The organism is Streptococcus henryi DSM 19005, from assembly GCF_000376985.1.
Lineage (GTDB): Bacteria > Bacillota > Bacilli > Lactobacillales > Streptococcaceae > Streptococcus > Streptococcus henryi.
In genome coordinates, this window is sequence record NZ_AQYA01000036.1 from 140080 (window position 1) to 160766 (window position 20687).

Consider the following 20687-nt stretch of genomic DNA (forward strand, 5'->3'; position numbering starts at 1 on the left):
ACTCTTTCACAGAAAACAACAAAATGCCTAGTCCACAAGGGACTAGGCAATATATAGTCAATCAGCCTAATCTCCAATATGGACAAGAATAGAAAAGCATAAAATTTCCATGAAAATTTTAAATTTTTTCTATTATACCATTTTGGAGCTCTTTTTCAAAGTGATTTTTCAGAATTTTCAGCCTATACGTACAATTTAGAATTGTCGGCGTCCGTGACAGTTCTTAAATTTCTTACCTGAACCACATGGACACAGATCGTTGCGTTCAACTCCTGAGAAATCAATTTTTTCTTTATTTACTGATGTTGGTGCTTTTGCAGTGATATTTTTCTCAGCTGTCGTTGTAGCATGATGGCTTGCACGCTCACGTTCGCGTTCGTGAATTTGTGCTTTCATCATCGTACGCGTCACATCAAACTCGATAGCTCCCACCATATCTTGGAACATACGGAAACCTTCAGATTGATATTCAACGACAGGATTGTTTTGAGCGTATCCACGAAGGCCAACTGCTTGACGTAATTGATCCAATGCATCAATGTGGTCAGTCCACTTGTTGTCCACAACCATCAAAATCAGTACTTTTTGGAATTCTCTTACTGCTTGTTCATCACGTAATTTAGACATTTGATTGTCGTAAACAGCGAGCGCACGATCGTAGAGATAGTCTTTGATTTCATCAAATTTCAAACCTTCAATGTCTGACAATTGAATTGAATCTTCTGCAACCAAGTTAGTCTTAGCAAAGTTTAAAATTGCTTCTAAAGCTTCTGTATGTTCGCTTCTGCTATGTGCATCGACTGTGCGATCAATTGTACGTTTGATCATTGCTTTGATTTCAGGTCCAAGATCACGATCTGCAGTAATGACATCACGACGTTCTGCATAGATAATTTCACGTTGTTCACGCATAACATCATCATATTGAAGGACTTGCTTACGTGTATCGTAGTTATTACCTTCAACACGTTTTTGAGCACCTTCAACCTGCTTAGTTAACATACGTGATTTAATCACAACATCTTCTTCCCCGTCGCTCAAACGTTCCATAAAGACTTTGATACGATCAGAACCGAAACGACGCATAAGATCATCTTCTAAAGAGAGATAGAATTGTGATTCACCTGGGTCACCTTGACGTCCTGAACGACCACGAAGCTGATTATCAATACGACGGCTTTCATGGCGTTCAGTACCAATGACACAAAGTCCCCCCAATTCACGGACACCTTCACCAAGCTTGATATCTGTACCACGTCCGGCCATATTGGTTGCAATTGTAACAGCACCGCGTTGTCCAGCGTTCATAATGATTTGAGCTTCTTTGAAGTGGTTTTTAGCATTCAACACTTCATGAGGAACACCAGCTTCTACTAGTTTTTTAGAAATCAAATCAGATGTTTCAACAGCAACTGTACCAACAAGTACAGGTTGACCTTTTTCATAGCGTTCCTTGACATCTGCAATTACTGCTCTAAATTTAGCCTCAAGTGTTGGATAAAGAAGGTCAGTATTGTCAATACGAATGACAGGACGGTTTGTTGGAATAGGGATGATTCGCATATTATAAACTTCACGAAACTCTTCTTCCTCTGTTTTTGCTGTCCCCGTCATACCCGCCAATTTTTTATACATGCGGAACATGTTTTGGTAAGTAATTGACGCACTCGTTTTTGACTCTTCTTGAATACGAACGCCTTCTTTAGCTTCAATAGCTTGGTGAAGACCATCTGAGAAGCGACGTCCTGGCATTGTACGACCTGTAAATTGGTCGACAATGAGGATTTCTTGCTCTTCAGAAACAACGTAGTCAATGTCTAAAAGCATGATAAAGTTGGCACGCAAAGCATTATCAATATAGTGAGTAAGGGCAACATTTTCAAGATCATAAAGATTTTCCAAGTGGAAATATTCTTCAGCCTTGTCGATACCGTAGTCTGATAAACCAATTGTCTTAGTCGGTACATCAATGATGTAATCTGTTGATTCAAGTGTTTTAACAAACATATCTGCACGAACATACAACTGACTAGTTTCTGAGCTTACAGCACCAGATACGATCAATGGCGTACGGGCCTCATCAATAAGAACTGAGTCAACCTCATCAACCAATGCAAAGTTCAATGGACGTTGAACCATGTCCTCTGCGCGAACGACCATATTATCACGAAGGTAGTCAAAACCAACCTCTGAGTTAGTTGAATATGTGATATCACAGTTATAAGCTTCGCGTTTTTCTGATGGAGATTTGGCGGCCAAGTTAATCCCTACAGATAGACCAAGCCAACTGTAAACCTCTCCCATTTCAGTCGCATCACGTGTTGAAAGGTACTCATTAACAGTAATAACGTGAACCCCTTCACCTGCCAAGGCATTAAGATAAACAGGCATAGTCGCCGTCAAAGTTTTACCTTCCCCTGTACGCATTTCTGGAACGTCACCATTATGGAGTACAATTCCCCCCATAATTTGAACATGGTAAGGATATAGTCCCAAGACACGTTTTGAAGCCTCACGGACTACTGCAAATGCCTCTGGTAATAGTTGATCCAGTGTTTCACCTTTTTGATAACGTTCTTTAAATTCTGGTGTTTTTGCCTGTAATTCTTCATCAGTTAAAGCTGCCATTTCATCAGCGTAAGCCTCAACTTTCTTAGCAAGTTTCTCTAATTTTCTTAATTCACCTTTGTCATTTTCAATGACTGTACGTAGAATATTTGCCATTCTTATTCCTTTCGATAGTCTTATCACCCCATTCTAACATAAAATGGCCTCTCATTCAAGAAAACGTCTTATATAAAAAAGAAAGAGTCAGAAAATTCCGACCCCATTTTTCTATGTATTTGGATGGCTTGCAATCACTTCCAACTGCCCATCAATTTCCCAGTTTTTAACATCATTCGGCAAAATCAAATGATCTCCCTTTTTCAGATAATACATCCGATTATCGACTTTTAGATGACCTTTTCCAGCCAAGACACTTAACAACAAATAGGGAGCTGTTTGGGTCATCAATTCAGGCCCAGAGAATTTCCAATGGTAAACCGCAAAAAAGTGATTCGATACCAATAATGTCGATGTCATATTTTTTAGGCCAAGACCAACTGGAACACTATTTTCAGGTTCACCAATTGTTAACACATCAATTGATTGTTTGAGATGAAGATCACGTTTGTAACCATTAGCATCTTTTCGATCAAAATCATAAACACGATATGTTGTATCACTTGATTGTTGAGTTTCTAAAATCAGAATCCCTTTTCCGATAGCATGCATGGTGCCACTTGGTACGTAGAAAAAGTCACCAGCTTTTACAGGAATTCGTGTCAGCAAATGTTCCCAATCTTCAGAGTGAATCATCTGTTCCAATTCTTCTTTGCTTTTTGCATTATGGCCATAAATGATTTCTGAGCCTTCTTCGGCTGATATCACATACCAGCATTCAGTTTTCCCTAACTCACCCTCATGCTCCATTGCGTAAGTATCATCAGGATGAACTTGCACGCTCAGCCAATCGTTGGCATCTAAAATTTTAGTAAGCAGAGGAAAAACTTTCTCAGTCGGATGACCAAATAAAGCAGGTTCTTCCTGATAAAGACCATCTAGCTTCATCCCCTCAAATCGCCCATTTTTGATAGTCGACACGCCATGCGGATGTGCAGAAATTGCCCAATATTCACCAGTAGATTCACTGGGAATAGCATAACCAAATTCATCACGAAGTTTAGTTCCACCCCAAATTTTTTCATGCATTACTGATTGCAAAAATAACGGTTCTGACATTTCGATTCCTCTTTTATAGCATTATTGCTTTATTATATCATTTTCTATTTCAAAAAATCCAATTGTTGCTAACTTTTGCATCCAATAACCAAATTTTATTATTTTATAAATCAAAAAATCGCTCTTTCATATTTAGTGAAACCATAACAAAGCCCAGTAGAGTAATTATTGATATTAAACTTAAAAAGTAGGCTTTTAGCCTACTTGAAAATATATAATTAGATTTATCGTTCAGAAACTTTTTTAGCAAGTGCGAAATTTCCAACAGTAGCAGAACCATTTTCAGCAATTGCTGGGGTAACGATGTAATCACTGAGATCTGGAACTGGAAGGTATCCATTCATCAAGGCAGCGAATTTATCACGAACTCGTCGTAACATATGTTCTTGTGCCATAACCCCTCCGCCGAAAACAATCACTTGCGGACGGTAAAGAAGTGTTGCTTGTACAGCCGCTTGAGCAATGTAATAGGCTTGGACATCCCAAACATCAGAATTTTTTTCAATCAACTCACCACGAATACCTGTACGAGCTTCAAGTGATGGTCCAGCAGCCATCCCTTCCAAACATCCTTTATGGAAAGGACAAACACCAGTAAATCCATGAGCAATATCATGTGGGTGTGGTGCAACATAGACATGACCAGCTTCTGTATGTCCTGTACCACCAATAAATTCACCGCGCTGAATAGCCCCAGCACCAATTCCTGTACCGATTGTGTAATAAACTAAGCTATCGACACCTTTACGTACCATAGCTTCACCAAATGCAGAGCTATTAACATCAGTTGTAAAGTAAAATGGTACCTTGAAATCTTTAGCAATCAACCCAACCAAATCAACATTTGACCAGTTTGGTTTTGGTGTTTTAGTAATATAACCATAAGTTTCTGAATTTTCATCAATATCGATTGGCCCAAATGATCCAATAGCTACACCAACCAAATCAGCTTCATAGCGCTTAAAAAATGCAACTGTTTTTTCAATTGTTTCATATGGGGTAGTCGTTGGAAATTGTACTTTTTCAACAACTTGGAAATTTTCATCCCCAACAGCACAGACAAATTTTGTACCGCCTGCTTCTACACTTCCATAGAGTTTAGTCATCTAAATTTCTCCCTTTTAATCTTTAAATATCTAATATTAATTATAGATAAAATTCTTTCAAAAATCAAGGTAAAAACCCTTTAAATCCGCTATCTTATCATGTTTTTTACAATAAAAAAGAGTGGAAAATTCCACTCTTTAATCAGTGATTATTTTACTGAAATAAGGTCAGCACCTTCAACAACTGTTCCTGAAGCAAGAGGTGTTACTTCTGCATAGTCAGCTGTATTTGTCACGATAACCATAGTTGTGTCATCAAGACCTGCCGCTGCGATAGCTGCGCTATCAAATGTTCCAAGAACATCACCTTTTTTAACACGTTGATCAGCTTTAACTTTTTGTGTAAAGCCTTTACCATCCATTGAGACCGTATCGATACCAATGTGGATAAGAACTTCTGCACCGTTGTCAGATTTAAGACCGTATGCATGACCAGTTTCAAATGCGATTTGAACAACGCCATCAACTGGTGAAACAACTTTATTACCACTTGGTTTAACAGCAATACCTTTACCCATAGCCTCTGAAGCAAATACTGGGTCATTTACTGAAGTCAAAGCTACAGTTTCACCAGCAAGTGGGCTAACAAGTGTTTCTTCTTTTGTTGCAGGAGCTGAAGCTTCTTCAGCTGGGCTTGCAACTGGAGCCTCAGGCTTTTTTGCAGGAGCTGCTCCTTCCTCATCTTCATAACCAAAGAGGTAAGTAAGAGTGAAACCTGCTGCAAATGAGATTGCTACCATGATGAGGTATTGGAAAAGTTGACCATTGAGGTAAAGAAGAGTACCAGGGATGATTGTAATACCAAAACCAGTACCAGCAAGACCAAGAAGTGAAGCGACCATACCACCAAAGGCACCTGCTGCCAATGATAGGAAGAATGGTTTACGGAAACGCAAGTTAACCCCAAAGATAGCTGGCTCAGTAATACCAAGGAAGGCAGAAAGAGCTGCTGGGAAAGCAAGAGCTTTCAATTTAACGTTTTTAGTTTTAACACCAACCGCAACAGTAGCTGCACCTTGTGCAGTCATAGCAGCAGTCATGATAGCGTTGAATGGGTCAGCACCAGTGTTTGCAACCAATTGTGATTCAAGCAAGTTGAAGATATGGTGAACACCAGACACGACGATAACTTGGTGAAGACCACCAATGATAAGACCTGCAAGACCAAATGGCAAGTTTAGAAGAGCTTCAGTACCGATTAGGATGTAGTTTTCAACAACGTGGAAGACTGGCCCGATTGCGAAAAGTCCAAGAATTGACATTACAAAGAGTGTCATAAATGGAGTAACCAAAAGGTCAAGTGCATCAGGAACTACTTTATGAAGAGCTTTTTCAAGTTTCGCACCAATAATACCAATGATGAAAGCTGGCAATACAGAACCTTGCAAACCAACTACCGGAATAAATCCAAAGAAGATTTTTGGTGTCACATCACCACCAGAAGCTACCGCCCAAGCATTTGGAAGTGAGCCTGAAATAAGCATCATCCCAAGAACAATACCGATAACTGGGTTACCACCGAATACACGGAACGTTGACCACACAACCAAGGCTGGAAGAGCGATAAAGGCAGTATCAGTTAAAATTTCTGAGTAAACTTTCAAATCTTCTGGGAGTACGATACCCAAAGCTCCTAAGAGTCCACGGAGACCCATGAAAAGACCTGTTGCTACGATTGCAGGAATGATTGGGACGAAAACGTCACCGAATGTACGAACTGCACGTTGGAAAGCATTACCTTGTTTAGCAGCTTCTGCTTTTTGTTCATCTTTAGATGCAGTTGGCATACCAAGCGCCACAACCTCATCATAGATTTTGTTAACAGTACCAGTTCCAAAGATGATTTGGTATTGACCTGAGTTAAAGAAAGCACCTTGAACTTTTTCGATGTTTTCTACAGTGTCTTTGTCAATTTTCGCTTCATCTTTTACCATGACACGAAGACGAGTCGCGCAGTGTGCTACACTGCTGACATTCTCAAGACCACCAATAGCCTTGATGACTTCTTTTGCAATTTGTGTGTTGTCCATTTGCAAAAAACTCCTTTTTTTAATTTTTGTGAACTTCTTTTTGAAAGCGTTTCACGTTTTACATTTTATCACTTTTTATCAATATGTCAAGCGTTTTGCAGTTTTTTTTCGTTTTTGCGTAAAATCGTTGATTTTTCATCAGAAAACGTTTACTATATATAATAAGGAGTAATAGCCAATCTGACTATTATTATAGTATCACTACACTTTGGTGAATTTAACAAGGAGAAATAATTATGGATATGCCTCAAAACGTCCGATACCGTGCTTATAGCGATTGGACAAGCCAAGAGATTCAAGAAATCAACAATAATGTCAAGAAATCTCCATGGCATGCTACTTATCATATTGAACCTAAAACAGGACTTTTAAATGACCCTAATGGTTTTTCATTTTTCAATGGAAAATACACTCTCTTCTATCAAAATTGGCCTTTTGGAGCTGCTCACGGACTGAAACAATGGGTACACACTGAATCAGAAGACCTAGTGCATTTTACAGAAACTGCAGTTCGCTTGTTACCAGACCACGCTCATGATAGTCACGGAGCTTATTCTGGTTCAGCATATGAGATTGATGGAAAACTCTTCCTTTTCTACACAGGAAATGTTCGTGATGAAAATTGGGTACGTGATCCATTGCAAATTGGTGCTTGGATGGACAAAGAAGGTAAAATTGAAAAATTTGAAAATGTCCTAATCCAGCAACCAAATGATGTTACGGAGCATTTCCGTGACCCACAGATTTTTGAATACAAAGGTCAATTTTTTGCTATCGTAGGGGCGCAAAGCCTTGATAAAAAAGGTTTTATCAAATTATATAAAGCAGTCGATAATAATGTTGAAAATTGGGAATTTGTTGGCGATTTGAAATTCGGTGGTACTGGTTCTGAGTACATGATTGAGTGTCCAAACCTTGTCTTTGTAGATGATAAACCTGTTTTACTATACAGCCCTCAAGGTTTGGATAAATCAGAACTAGATTACGACAATATTTATCCAAATACTTATAAAATCTGTCAAACGTTTGACACAAAGAATGCAGAACTTATTGGTGCTTCCGAAATTTTGAACCTTGATTATGGTTTTGAAGCTTACGCCACTCAAGGTTTCAATGCTCCAGACGGTCGAACTCTTATTGTGAGCTGGATTGGACTTCCTGATGTTGACTACCCAACTGACAAATATGACTACCAAGGAGCTATGAGTCTTGTAAAAGAGCTTACAATCAAAGATGGTAAACTCTATCAGTATCCTGTAGAAACCATCACTAGTCTTCGTGATAGCGAAGAAAACTTCTCTGAAAAATCAACTACATCTAATACTTATGAGTTAGAAGTAACCTTCCCTGCCAATGATAAATCAGAACTCTTGCTTTTTGCAGACGATAAAGGCAACGGCCTTCGTTTGACAGTTGATACAAAAGAAGGAATTGTTACCCTTGATCGTAGCAAAGCTGGTGTCCAATATGCTACTGATTTTGGAACTAGTCGTCATTGCAGCATTGATAAAGACGAAACGACAGCTAACATCTTCGTCGATAAATCTATCGTTGAAATTTTCATCAATAAAGGAGAAAAAGTCTTTACCAGCCGTGTCTTCCCTGAAGAAGGTCAAGATGGTATTCAAATTGTCTCAGGTAAACCAAGTGGTAAATACTTTGAATTAAAATACTAATGGTTGCAAAATTAACTGATGTTGCAGAACTGGCTGGAGTTAGCCCAACTACAGTTTCTCGCGTCATTAACAATAAAGGCTACTTATCTGAAAAGACTATCCTTAAAGTTAAAGAAGCCATGAAAACTCTTGGCTATAAACCTAATAACCTTGCTAGAAGCCTTCAAGGAAAGTCAGCTCAACTTATTGGCTTGATTTTCCCAAATATTAGCAACATTTTCTATTCAGAACTTATTGAACACCTTGAAATTGAACTATTCAAACATGGTTACAAAGCTATCATATGTAATAGTGAAAACGACCCCGTAAAAGAGAGAGAATACCTTGAGATGCTTGAAGCTAATCAAGTGGATGGTATTGTCTCATCTAGTCATAACCTTGGTATCGATGATTATGAGCGTGTAGAAGCTCCGATTATTGCTTTTGACCGTAATCTTGCACCAAATATTCCGATTGTATCTTCGGATAATTTCGAAGGTGGAAAGCTGGCAGCTAAGACTTTACAAAAACACGGCTGTCAAAATATTATTATGATTACTGGGAATGACAATACTGATTCACCTACTGGACTACGTCAACTTGGTTTCTCATTTCAGCTCAATAAACAGTCTGAAATCATCAAACTCCCTAACAACTTATCAGCTATTCGTCGAGAAATGGAGATCAAATCTATCTTAGCCACACGTAAACCTGACGGCATTTTTACCTCTGATGATTTAACTGCAATTCTAACGATGAAAGTTGCTAAGAGTCTAGATTTAAATGTTCCAGATGACCTTAAAATTATTGGCTATGACGGTACTCGATTCATAGAAGATTACTTCCCTCAACTTGCTACTATTCGACAACCTATACAAGAGATTGCACGATTAACGGTTGAGGTTCTTTTGAAAAAAATCAAAGGTGAGAAAACCAGCAAAGATTATATTCTACCTATCTCTCTATTACCTGGAGGAAGTATTTAAAATAAAAACAAGCATTGACTTTTTCGGCAAGTTCAGTGCTTGTTTTTATTTTGTCAAAAAATCTTGATCATTTCAAAATTCTAAATGTCTACCTTAACAATGAAAAAACGCTCTTTGAATTGGAATAATAAATTCCACTCAAAGAGCGTCAATCGTTTCATTACTTAGTCTTCTTCTGTTACAAATGGACTCAAGAGACCATTGATAAATTTAGCAGAAGTTTCATCTGAGTATTTTTTTGCCATTTCAATCACTTCATTGACTGCAACACGACCTGGTGTTTCCTCAAAAAATTTAATCTCGAATAGACCCAAACGTAAGAGGGTTTTGTCGGTAATTGTCAAACGTGATAGACTCCATCCAGTTTTCAATTTACTCTCAATGATGCTGTCTAGTTCTTCAAGATGTGAACACACACCATTCACTAAGTTGAGCAAGAAAATTGGAACATCCAAAACTTGGTCATCAGTAAGGTTTTTATCATACTCATAAGCAAAGCGTGCAGCTTCTACAGCTCCTCTTCCAAATTCAAGGCTAAATAGGGCTTGGAAGGCACGTTCACGTAAATCTCTTCTTGAATCAACAAACACCTTATTAGTCATCCAAGAAATCCTCTTCAAATAGTGATTTCAACTCAGGTTTTGGTGTTTTTTCCGGAACAATTCCCATAACATGGATATTGACTGCAGAAATCGTAACCTCAGCCATCTCATAGACAGCTGCCTTTACTGCCTGTTGAATAGCAATTGATACTGCTGGGACGTTTACACCATATTGAAGATGAACATAAATGTCAGCATTTACTGTTCCGTCTTCTTCTGTTTGAAGATAGACACCTTTTCCGTGAGTAGTTTTGCTCAAACCATCAGCCACTGTTTTGTTGTGGAGAGAGTGCACACCATCAACTTTAGCAGTCGCAATCCCCGTGATTACTTCAAGAACACGTGGTGAAATAACGATTTCACCGATATTTTCAGTTGTCATAGCTCTTTCCTCTCTATCTTAGAAATCGCTGAGCTTAGGCACGTGATACGTACGTACCTTCAGCTGTGTTGATAATCAATTTTTGTCCTGCTTCGATGAAATCTGGGACGTTTACAACAAGACCTGTTTCAAGAGTAGCTGGTTTACCTGAACCTGTAACTGTAGCACCTTTGATTGATGGTTGAGTTTCAGTTACTGTTAATTCAACAGTTGTTGGAACTTGAACACCAATAACTTCTGTCCCGTAGAATTGAATTTTTACATCAGCATTTTCAAGGATGTAAAGCAATTCATTTTCAACATTTGCAACTGGAATTTCATATTGATCATAAGTTTCAGTATTCATGAAATATGCAGTGTCATCCATTTGGTAAAGGTATTGAGCTGGTACAGTCTCAATGATAGCTTGTTCAAATTTTTCCTCTGGACGGTAGCTAGTATCAAATGTAGAACCAGTACGAACGTCACGCAATTTCATACGCATGATTGTGTTCCCTTTACCTGGTTTGTGGTGGCTAGCTTCGAGAACGCGAATCAATTTTCCGTCTGCTGTTTCAAAAGTCATACCTGCTTTAAGCTTACTTGCTTCAATCATTCGTAAATTACCTCTTATAAAATATTTATCACTTCATTCTAACATAAAATCCTTGATGTCTCAAATGTTTTGTAAGGCTTTTGGAAAATGGCAGAGCTTACATCACTTGTTTTCTAAAAATTGAACTTCATTTTCTCTAAAACCAGTCAAAAGATCAAAAATAAAAAGCGAAAGCTGCATTAACAGCTCTCGCTTTCTAGGATTAGGAAAACTACAAAAATAGTTTTGGAAAGACATCATTATTATTGGAGATTTTTAGAATTTACCCCCACCGCCACCATGACTTCGTCCTGAAGAAGAACTGTGACTGCTGCTGCCACCACCACTTGAACTGCTTGGTTTTGGTTTCAAGCGTCTATTAACATTTCTGTAAAGGAAGGAGTCTCTTGTTCTTGTCAATTCGAGACTATCCTTCTTGATATAATGACTTGCAGCAGACTCATGTCTAACAGTTTTTAATTTACTAGACATTGCAGATACGGAAATAAAAGCTACAACAACACCCAAACCTGCGGAAATAGGCAACCAAATCCAACTTAAAGGTTCTTTAGGAAGATTTCCTACATCAAAAGGTTCTCCAGTGCGAGCTTGGGTAATAAAGGCATCACTTTGATCTGCAAAAATGGTAAATGCTTCAGCATAGTTTCCTTTACTTAAATCAGATAAGAACTTTTTAGAGAGATACTCTATACCCTTATCTGTGAATGCTTCTATAGCATAGCCGGTCGTTGTAATATGCCAATCACGTTCCTCCATACTCACCATCAATAGAAGACCATCATGATTATCACCTTGTCCATAACCATTATAATCAAAATAGTCATCTGTAAAAGCTTCTGGTGTTTTACCACCTAGTCCATCAACAGTAAGTACTGCTACGTCACATTTTTGACGTTCACTAATTTCATCTAACTTAGCAAGAAGTGTTTTTTCTTCATCTGATGAGAGCAAGTCCGCTTCATCTACTAAACGAAGTTGTGGCTGAAATTGAGATCTGATAGCGGTGAGATAGTTACTAATAGCTCCATACCAAGTATCTTCGCTATTAAATGCACCCCATAATAAGGCTTCACTATCATCACTGAGTCGCTCTTTTCCTTTACCGCCATATGTAATATGCCAGACTTTATCCAGATTATCTAAGACTAAGATAACACCATCAACATCACCTGCATTAGTTTGGTAAATTCTGTCAGCGTAATACTCTAATTCTTCCTCCACAAACTCAGTAACTAGAAAATAGGGTTGGAAATCAAATTCCTTAGCTATTGCTGCAGCTTGTTCTTCAAGTTTTTGATCTTCTTCAGTTGTAATGAAGCCCACATCATCACGAATATAGTTCACTTCTTCATCAGCGAAAGCCGGACTAATCAGGAAGAAACTAAGAAAGATGGTAAAAACTAGTGATATTATTTTTTTCATCATTTTCTTATCCTCCCTCTCATAATGCATTGACTAGCCAAGCTAGACCATAGGTCATTACTGAAACCAGCACTGCTATGATAGCAAAGTAGCGCCAATAGGCTTGTTTATCTAATGGAAGGTCGCCAACGAACTTACCGGTTTGGCCGTTCATTGCAAAAATATACTTTTTATTATTCCATGTTGTATTTAAGAGCCAAACAGGATAAAGCACATAAGTGGCTCTGCTATTTTCAAAACGTACACTCGTAGACTCTGGAACAACTGTTGCATACCCTTGTACCGTACTGGTTAAGGTATCGATGGTGCTTTTTTGCGCACGCTGGTTAGCATGCTTGAGGCTATCATCAGAAGACATATCATAACGGTCGGCCATGTAGCCAGCTAAGTAAGCCGTTTGAAAGTCAACAGCTTCACTAAAATCAAAAGGCTCTATGGACTCCATTAACTGATCATCCAATTTGCTAGAAGCATCTGCCGGAACATGTTCAAAACTGAGTTTCCCGGCTCTCAAAATTGAATAGTAACTTGTTTCAGTATATTCATAGTCACGATCTGTCCAATGTCTTACAATTGTCGCCTTATATCGAGCATCCGCATTAACATCTGTATCAAAGACCCAAAATGGTACATAGACGCCTTTAACTTCGTCAATGTGGTTTTGATCCTTAAATACTTTTGGCAATAGGCGTTTGCCCAAAAGATGTTTATTAAGCGCTTCTTTTGCTGCTTTTTTATCAAGTTTAAAAGGAAGGACAAAGTCTGGTTTTAAATCCCCTGCAAGTCTTTCCTTAAGAACGACTGGGTTATCACAATATGGGCAGGCTGTCGCTGCGGTTGTTTCATCAGCAATGATTTCACCTGCACAAGACTGGCAAATATAAACTTTTAATTGGTCTTCTTCACCTTCCTGCCAGTCACTTCCTGAAGTTTTTTCCCAGCTCAAATCTTTTGAAGCCGGTAGTTCTTCCAAGTGTTCGTCCATATGCTTGAGGGAATCCATTTCAAACTCAGCATCACAATATGGACACTTCATTTTCTGAAGCTTGGAATCAAAGGCAATTGCGCCACCGCAAGAAGGACATTTGTATTCAAAACTGTCTGCCATCTAAGTCACCCCTCCCTATCTAGAATCTTTCAATCAAACTTCAGTTTTTAGAAAGGAGTTCCGCACTCAGGGCAGAACTTAGGTGCTTGACTTGGATCTGGTACCTGCCAGCCACAATTGCTACAATGTTTAACTTGATTTGCAGCTGGTTTTGGTTTTCCACAATTTTGACAGAAATTACCCGTGTTATTTGTTTGACAGTCTGCACACACCCAACCGTTTGCCTGAGGTTTTGGAGATCCACAGTTTGGACAGAATTTCCCAGTAGCAACAGCTCCACAAGAACAGTTCCAAGCATCCGCAGCTTGTGTTTGGACTTGCTGAGTTTGTTGGGCCTGAGCCATACGAGCCGCTTCTTCTCTATCTGCAGCATCAAAGACTCCCTGCATCCCACCTGCTTGTTGTTGAACCATTCCCATACCCATGTATCCCATGAAGGCACCTCCTGGATTTTCAGCAGCTGAACGCATAGCATCTGCTGTTGCACCAGTCATAGCTGCCGCACGCATTGAACTACTGCGGTAAATAGATTCACTTTGTGCTCTTCTGATGATTTCTTCATATTCCTCTGCCAAAATAATCGGATTTAAGGCGATTGAAACAACAGAGATACCACGTAAATCTGACCACTTTTGTGTCAATGCAGCATTCATAGCAGATGATAATTCTTCAGTGTGTGCTGGAAGTGCACTCGGTCTAACTTCCATTTCAGAAATTTTAGCTAAGGCTGGCTGCAAGGCACTAATAAATTCAGTTTTAAGTTGCTTGTCTAGTTCTTCACGCAAATATTCTTTTTCCACATTTGAACAAACGTTAGTATAGAACAAAAGTGGATTAGTAATTCTGTAAGAATAAATACCTGAGCATCGAATTGCAGCATCAATATCTAGTCCGATATTCCTATCAACAATCCGGAAAAGAATTGGGCTTGGAGAACCAAATTTATTGTCAATCAGTTCTTTGGTGTTGATATAATAAACTCTCTGGTCTTTGCCAGTATCTCCGCCATATGTAAATCGCTTGCCGATAGTCTTGAAAGTCTCACGAATACCTTCACTCAGTTTTCCAGTAAAAATACTTGGCTCTGTTGAAGTATCATAGGTGAACTCACCTGGTTCAGCACAGACTTCAACAATTTTACCTTGATCAACAATCAACATACATTGACCATCAGCGACTGCTATACCAGAACCGTTAGAAATAATATTGTCGCTTCCCTTTGTGTTGGATGACCGTCCAGAAACTCGCTTTTCACCCTTTACCATCAAAACAGTCTTATCAAGGGCATCACAATAGAAGAATTCCTTCCACTGATCAGCAAGTACACCGCCTACGGCTCCAGCTCCTGCTTTAATGAGTCCCATAAATCTACCTCTTTTCTCATTTTTCTTTGATTCGGATGCAACTTTCTTTATATGATTTCAAGCTCTACAATTTGATAACCCAAATAAAACAAGCGCTTCCATTCATGATTTTATTATACTCCTATTTCATTGATTTTGCTTAGATTTAATGGAAAATTTAGAAAAAAAAACAGCCTTTTTACAAGGTCTGTTTGTAACGTTATTTAATCCATGCCAAGTTTGACTTCTGGCACGTCATGTTGAATGTATTCAACTCCCTTTTGTTCCATGAGCTCAATCGCAAATGGATGCGGTCGGTAGTTGGCTTTATAGGTGATTTTTTTGATTCCCGCTTGCAAAAGGGCTTTAGTACAATTGATGCAGGGAAAATGTGTTACATAAATTTCCGTATTTTTTGTAGAAATGCCTTCCTTAGCACACTGAATAAGGGCATTCATTTCAGCATGGACCGTTCGGATACAGTGTCCATCTTCCATGTAGTGGCCAGCATCATCACAATTATCTGCTTCAGAAACACCACCATTATAACCTGTAGCAATGATGCGCTTATCTTTGACCAATACTGCTCCAACAAAAGCTCGATCACAAGTAGAACGCTTGGAAATGAGCTCCGCATTGGCCATGAAATAATCTTCCCATGATAAACGATTTGGCATCTTATGTCCTCCTTTTTCCAGCATTAGTTAACCTCTTTCTGTTTGCCATGACCTTGGCACCAATTGAAATAAGCGTAAGAAAGTCCCGCCAAAATAACAATTATGGCACTGAATAGTATAAATAGACCTGAATAGTTATTAGAAAAATAAACCAAACCAGTCAAAGCAATCCCAAATCCATAAACCATTCTTACTTGATAAAGTTTAAAGGGCAGTTGCTTTTCCATAAGCGAAAAATAGAGGAGTGAGGAAATTTGAAGAACAAAATAGGTTTTGGGGCCTTGCAGCAAATCCGCAATAATTAGTCCTAAAAATATCACTAAAATGACAAGGGCGATAATCGTATAAATCTTCTCTTTTTTTGTCCATTCTTTCATAGTCATCATTTCTTACTCACTTCAAAACGATTAATTCTTTAGGCGCAAGTGTTAGAAGCTCACAGCCATTTTCAGTAACCAACAAATCATCTTCGATGCGCAAGCCATATTTCCCATCCAAATAAATACCAGGCTCATCCGTGATGGTCATACCAGTTTGTATCTCTCCCTCCACATTGCCAAAGAAGGGAATTTCGTGGATATCCAAACCAATTCCGTGGCCGATACCATGGGTAAAATGGCTACCATAACCAGCTTCCACGATAACATCACGCGCCACCTTGTCATAATCACGATAGGTCATACCAGGCTTTAGGGCCTCAATCAGAGCCTGATTAGCACGCAACACGATGTCATAAATCTCTCGCTCTTGGTCGGTCACATGTCCAATATGAACGGTCCTTGTCAGGTCGCTGACATAATGATTGTAGTAGCAACCAAAATCCAGCGTCAAACTCTCACCGCTTTGTATAATCTTGCTACTTGCCACCCCATGGGGCATAGCAGAGCGATAACCAGAGGCAGCAATGGTTTCAAAAGAAACCCCAGTGGCCCCATAATGACGCATACGAAAATCAAGAAAATTAGCCACATCTAATTCACTAGTCTGACCTGGTTTGATGAATTCCAAGACATCCATAAATGCCTTATCAGAAATGGCACAGGCTTGACGAATAGTAGCGATTTCGCTAGCATCCTTGATCATGCGCAGCTCTTCAATGACATTAGACTGAGCCAGCAAATCATAACCTTCAAAAGCAGTTGATAACTGCTGGTAAAAGGCATAGGTAACCTGATTATCAAAACCAATGGACTTGATGCCATCAGCAGCAAGCATCTTGGCAATCTCAGTCAGCGCGTCTCGAGATTCCACAATATCAAAATCCTTGACTACATCCTTGGCAATGAGTGAGTAACGCGCATCCGTCACGAAAATCTGATGCTTATCACTTATAAAAATGGTCGCATTAGTCCCAGAAAAACCAGTTAAATAGTAAATATTTTTAAGATTTGTCACTAAAATACCATCAACTGGAGATTGAGAAATTCTAGCCTTCAATCTTGCTAATCGTTCTTTCATGTCTCTTCCTTTTTCTTGAGTGATTTCTACTATTTTATCATGAAATTGGCCCTAATTCTATAAAATAAGGTAAAGAAAAACGGCATTTCTGCCGTTTAATCCTTAGGTAATACGAATTCAGATTAATAGACTGATGAAGTCACATTAACTTGACTGATTTTTGCTTACTTCAATTTTCCTTTTAAATAGTGACCAGTAAAGCTAGCTGGGTTGGCTGCTACTTCTTCTGGCGTTCCTAAGGCAACGATGGTTCCACCACCAATACCGCCTTCTGGACCAAGGTCAATAATGTGGTCCGCAGTTTTGATAACATCAAGGTTATGTTCAATAACCAGAACAGTATTACCATCTTCTACAAATCGTTCTAAGACTTTGAGAAGACGGGCAATGTCATCTGTATGGAGTCCTGTTGTCGGTTCATCCAGAATATAGAGACTCTTACCAGTTGAGCGCTTATGAAGTTCAGAAGCCAGTTTCATACGCTGAGCTTCACCACCAGAAAGCGTGGTAGCTGGCTGACCTAGGGTCACATAGCCAAGACCAACATCCTTGATGGTCTGCATTTTGCGGGCAATCTTGGGAATGGGTGCAAAGAAGTCTACGGCATCGTTAACCGTCATATCAAGAATCTCTGCAATGTTCTTTTCCTTATAATGAACTTCTAAGGTCTCTGAATTATAGCGAGTTCCATGGCAGACTTCACAAGGGACATAGACATCTGGTAGGAAGTGCATTTCAATTTTGATGATACCATCACCTGAGCAGGCTTCACAACGCCCCCCTTTGACATTGAAAGAGAAACGTCCCTTCTTATAGCCGCGAATTTTAGCCTCATTAGTCTGAGCAAAAAGGTCACGAATGTCATCAAAGACTCCTGTATAGGTTGCAGGATTTGAGCGCGGTGTACGTCCAATCGGGCTTTGGTCAATATCAATCAGGCGGTCAATATGTTCAATACCCAACAAGGCTTTGTGTTTACCAGGTTTAGCTGAATTGCGGTTAAGTTTTTGAGCGACAGCCTTTTTCAGGATGCTATTGATAAGAGTTGATTTACCAGAACCAGAAACACCTGTGACAGCGATAAACTTACCAAGTGGGAATTTGACATCTAAGTTTCGGAGATTATTTTCAGAAGCCCCCTTAATTTCTAGAAAACGCCCATTGCCTGTGCGACGTTCCAGTGGTACAGGGATAGATTTTTTCCCAGACAAGTACTGTCCCGTGATGGATTTCTTATTCTTAGCCACCTGAGCAGGTGTTCCTGAGGCAACAATTTCTCCACCAAATTGGCCAGCTCCCGGTCCCACATCAATAAGCCAGTCGGCCTGCATCATGGTATCTTCATCGTGCTCAACAACAATGAGGGTATTACCCAAATCGCGCATCTTCTTAAGGCTGGCAATCAGACGATCATTGTCACGCTGATGCAATCCGATAGAAGGTTCATCCAAGATGTAGAGGACACCAGACAAGTTAGATCCAATCTGGGTTGCCAGGCGAATACGCTGGCTCTCACCACCTGAAAGGGTGCCGGCAGAGCGAGATAGAGTCAGGTAATTAAGACCAACGTTATTAAGGAAGGTCAAACGATCCTTGATTTCCTTGAGGATTGGTGTTGCAATCGTTTTTGCATTGTCGGTGAGTTCAATCTGATTGAGCAATTCTAAGTGGTCAGCGATGGACAGGTCAGAAATCTGTCCGATGTTCATGCCTTGCTCGCCACCCACACGTACGCAAAGTGCCTGGTCATTGAGGCGATAGCCGTGGCAGGTTGGACAAGGCAACTCATTCATGTAACCTCGCATAACATTACGGGTAAAGTCACTGTTAGTCTCGTGGTAACGGCGATCGACGTTGGTAGCCACCCCTTCAAAGGGAATATCAATGTTGCGCTCACCGCCAAAATCATTGACATAGTGGAAGTGGAACTCGCGGTCGCCAGAACCATAAAGAACCAGATTCTGCTCTTCTTCCGTCAAGTTTTCGAAAGGTGTGTCTAAGTCCACCCCAAATTCAGTCATGGCCTGCTCAAGCATGGCAGGATAATAGTTGGATGAAATAGGATTCCATGGAGCAAGCGCACCTTCACGAAGTGTTTTAGTCTTGTCAGGAATGACCAAATCCATATCAACTTCCAATTTGTTGCCCAAGCCATCACAGGTTGAACAAGACCCAAAAGGCGCATTGAAAGAAAAGAGACGAGGCTCCAGTTCTGGAACCGTAAAGCCACATTCTGGACAAGAATAGTGTTCTGAAAAGAGCAATTCATTGCCATCCATGGTGTCGATGATGACATAACCATCCCCAAGACGCAAAGCAGCTTCCACCGAATCAAAGAGACGAGAACGAATCCCCTCCTTATTAATCAGACGGTCAACCACAATCTCGATATTGTGCATCTTGGTCTTAGAAAGTTCGGGAACTTCGGACACATCATAGATGTCCCCATCCACGCGCACCCGAACATAACCATCCTTTTGCACCTTATCAAAAATAGTCTTGTGCTGCCCCTTCTTACGACGAACAATTGGCGCCAAAATCTGCATGCGGGTTCTCTCAGGTAAGTCCAGCACTTGGTCAACAATTTGCTCAACAGAAGACGCCGTGATAGCCCCATGGCCATTAATACAATATGGCGTCCCCACACGAGCATAGAGCAGACGCAGGTAATCATTGATTTCCGTCGTTGTCCCCACGGTAGAGCGAGGATTCTTGCTAGTGGTTTTTTGGTCTATGGAAATAGCAGGGCTGAGACCATCAATAGAATCCACATCAGGCTTTTCCATATTTCCCAAAAACATACGAGCATAGGCCGACAAACTCTCAACATAACGCCTTTGCCCCTCTGCGTAAATCGTGTCAAAAGCTAAAGAAGACTTCCCAGAACCAGACAAACCAGTCACAACAACCAACTTATCACGAGGAATCTCCACATCAATATTTTTCAAATTATGGGCACGCGCCCCATGAATAACTAACTTATCTTGCATAATTAAGATACCAAGCCCGTAAAGGACAAAGCAAAAATAGGGAATCTGACCTAGGCACAAATACCTAGGAAGATTCATCTTTTTTGCACAGTCCTTAGGGCGGGTTCATTTCCTTTCTATGATACAAAGGGCGTTAAAAAGCCAAAGTGAAAATAAGCGGTAAGTCCAAAATCTCTGATTTTGTAGACGCACCCTCGTCAGGACGACTAGTATTTTCACAGGCGAAGCCGAAGAAAGTACAGACGTCTACGACGTAAGATTGACACCGAGTCCTAGAGACTCAAGGAAAGTTTATCTTTTTCACACCGGCTTTAGCCCGTGTTCTAATCCTTTCTAGGTTTAAAGAGAAGGGTGGTGACTTGACAGCCCGAACATTTTTTCTTCTCACATGTATTCAGGTCTAATTCAACTCCTTTTCGTAGTAAATAAGATAGTGATTCTTATTCTACCAAACGACTTTGTCTAATCTTCACTTTTTTTATAAAAAACTACCATCCTAGACCTCTTTTCTTCCCTTTATTATAACAAATTTTCTACGCTTACTTGTCCC

Annotated in this window: 16 protein-coding genes; 2 read left to right on the forward strand and 14 right to left on the reverse strand. The window is 39.8% G+C overall.

The window, feature by feature from the left end; translation table 11 throughout:
• Positions 1-195: 195 nt before the first annotated feature.
• From secA to F601_RS0109505, 4 genes are all read right to left on the reverse strand, one after another.
• Positions 196-2724, reverse strand: coding sequence for a preprotein translocase subunit SecA (secA, locus tag F601_RS0109490; protein WP_018165449.1), 2529 nt, complete (start codon positions 2722-2724; stop codon positions 196-198).
• A 111-nt stretch (positions 2725-2835) separates the two neighbouring features.
• Positions 2836-3783 carry a mannose-6-phosphate isomerase, class I gene (gene manA / locus F601_RS0109495; RefSeq protein WP_018165450.1) on the reverse strand — a complete coding sequence of 316 codons (948 nt, stop codon included), beginning with the start codon at positions 3781-3783 and terminating at the stop codon, positions 2836-2838.
• Positions 3784-4007: 224 nt separating this feature from the next.
• Positions 4008-4889 carry a fructokinase ScrK gene (scrK, locus tag F601_RS0109500; RefSeq protein ID WP_018165451.1) on the reverse strand — a complete coding sequence of 294 codons (882 nt, stop codon included), beginning with the start codon at positions 4887-4889 and terminating at the stop codon, positions 4008-4010.
• A 149-nt stretch (positions 4890-5038) separates the two neighbouring features.
• A complete protein-coding gene (locus F601_RS0109505; protein WP_018165452.1) occupies positions 5039-6919 on the reverse strand; it encodes a sucrose-specific PTS transporter subunit IIBC in 1881 nt (626 codons plus the stop codon).
• Between the two features lie 236 nt (positions 6920-7155).
• On the opposite strand from F601_RS0109505, the gene F601_RS0109510 reads away from it, so the two are divergent.
• Complete coding sequence (locus F601_RS0109510; protein ID WP_018165453.1) at positions 7156-8595, forward strand: sucrose-6-phosphate hydrolase; 1440 nt, start codon at positions 7156-7158, stop codon at positions 8593-8595.
• Positions 8595-9560, forward strand: coding sequence for a LacI family DNA-binding transcriptional regulator (locus F601_RS0109515; RefSeq protein WP_018165454.1), 966 nt, complete (start codon positions 8595-8597; stop codon positions 9558-9560). Before F601_RS0109510 ends, F601_RS0109515 begins: the two co-directional genes overlap by 1 nt.
• Positions 9561-9724: 164 nt before the next feature.
• On the opposite strand, the gene nusB is transcribed toward F601_RS0109515, so the two are convergent.
• From nusB to uvrA, 10 genes are all read right to left on the reverse strand, one after another.
• A complete protein-coding gene (nusB, locus tag F601_RS0109525; protein WP_018165456.1) occupies positions 9725-10162 on the reverse strand; it encodes a transcription antitermination factor NusB in 438 nt (145 codons plus the stop codon).
• A complete protein-coding gene (locus tag F601_RS0109530; RefSeq protein WP_018165457.1) occupies positions 10155-10544 on the reverse strand; it encodes an Asp23/Gls24 family envelope stress response protein in 390 nt (129 codons plus the stop codon). The genes nusB and F601_RS0109530 overlap by 8 nt, the downstream gene beginning before the upstream one ends.
• A 34-nt stretch (positions 10545-10578) precedes the next feature.
• Positions 10579-11139, reverse strand: a complete 561-nt coding sequence (efp, locus tag F601_RS0109535) for an elongation factor P (protein ID WP_018165458.1) — start codon at positions 11137-11139, stop codon at positions 10579-10581.
• 255 nt (positions 11140-11394) lie between these two features.
• Complete coding sequence (locus F601_RS0109540) at positions 11395-12564, reverse strand: TPM domain-containing protein (RefSeq protein WP_018165459.1); 1170 nt, start codon at positions 12562-12564, stop codon at positions 11395-11397.
• Positions 12565-12580: 16 nt separating this feature from the next.
• Positions 12581-13669, reverse strand: a complete 1089-nt coding sequence (locus F601_RS0109545) for a TFIIB-type zinc ribbon-containing protein (protein ID WP_018165460.1) — start codon at positions 13667-13669, stop codon at positions 12581-12583.
• A 47-nt stretch (positions 13670-13716) separates the two neighbouring features.
• The gene (locus tag F601_RS0109550; protein ID WP_018165461.1) at positions 13717-15033 is read right to left on the reverse strand and encodes an SPFH domain-containing protein; all 1317 of its coding nucleotides are present in this window, start codon (positions 15031-15033) and stop codon (positions 13717-13719) included.
• A 203-nt stretch (positions 15034-15236) separates the two neighbouring features.
• Entirely contained in the window at positions 15237-15689 is a 453-nt protein-coding gene (locus F601_RS0109555; protein ID WP_026183177.1) for a deoxycytidylate deaminase, read from the reverse strand.
• A 23-nt stretch (positions 15690-15712) separates the two neighbouring features.
• Complete coding sequence (locus tag F601_RS0109560; protein ID WP_155979165.1) at positions 15713-16072, reverse strand: hypothetical protein; 360 nt, start codon at positions 16070-16072, stop codon at positions 15713-15715.
• Positions 16073-16082: 10 nt separating this feature from the next.
• The gene (locus F601_RS0109565) at positions 16083-17147 is read right to left on the reverse strand and encodes a M24 family metallopeptidase (RefSeq protein WP_018165464.1); all 1065 of its coding nucleotides are present in this window, start codon (positions 17145-17147) and stop codon (positions 16083-16085) included.
• Between the two features lie 164 nt (positions 17148-17311).
• Complete coding sequence (gene uvrA, locus F601_RS0109570) at positions 17312-20137, reverse strand: excinuclease ABC subunit UvrA (RefSeq protein WP_026183178.1); 2826 nt, start codon at positions 20135-20137, stop codon at positions 17312-17314.
• Between the last annotated feature and the right edge of the window lie 550 nt (positions 20138-20687).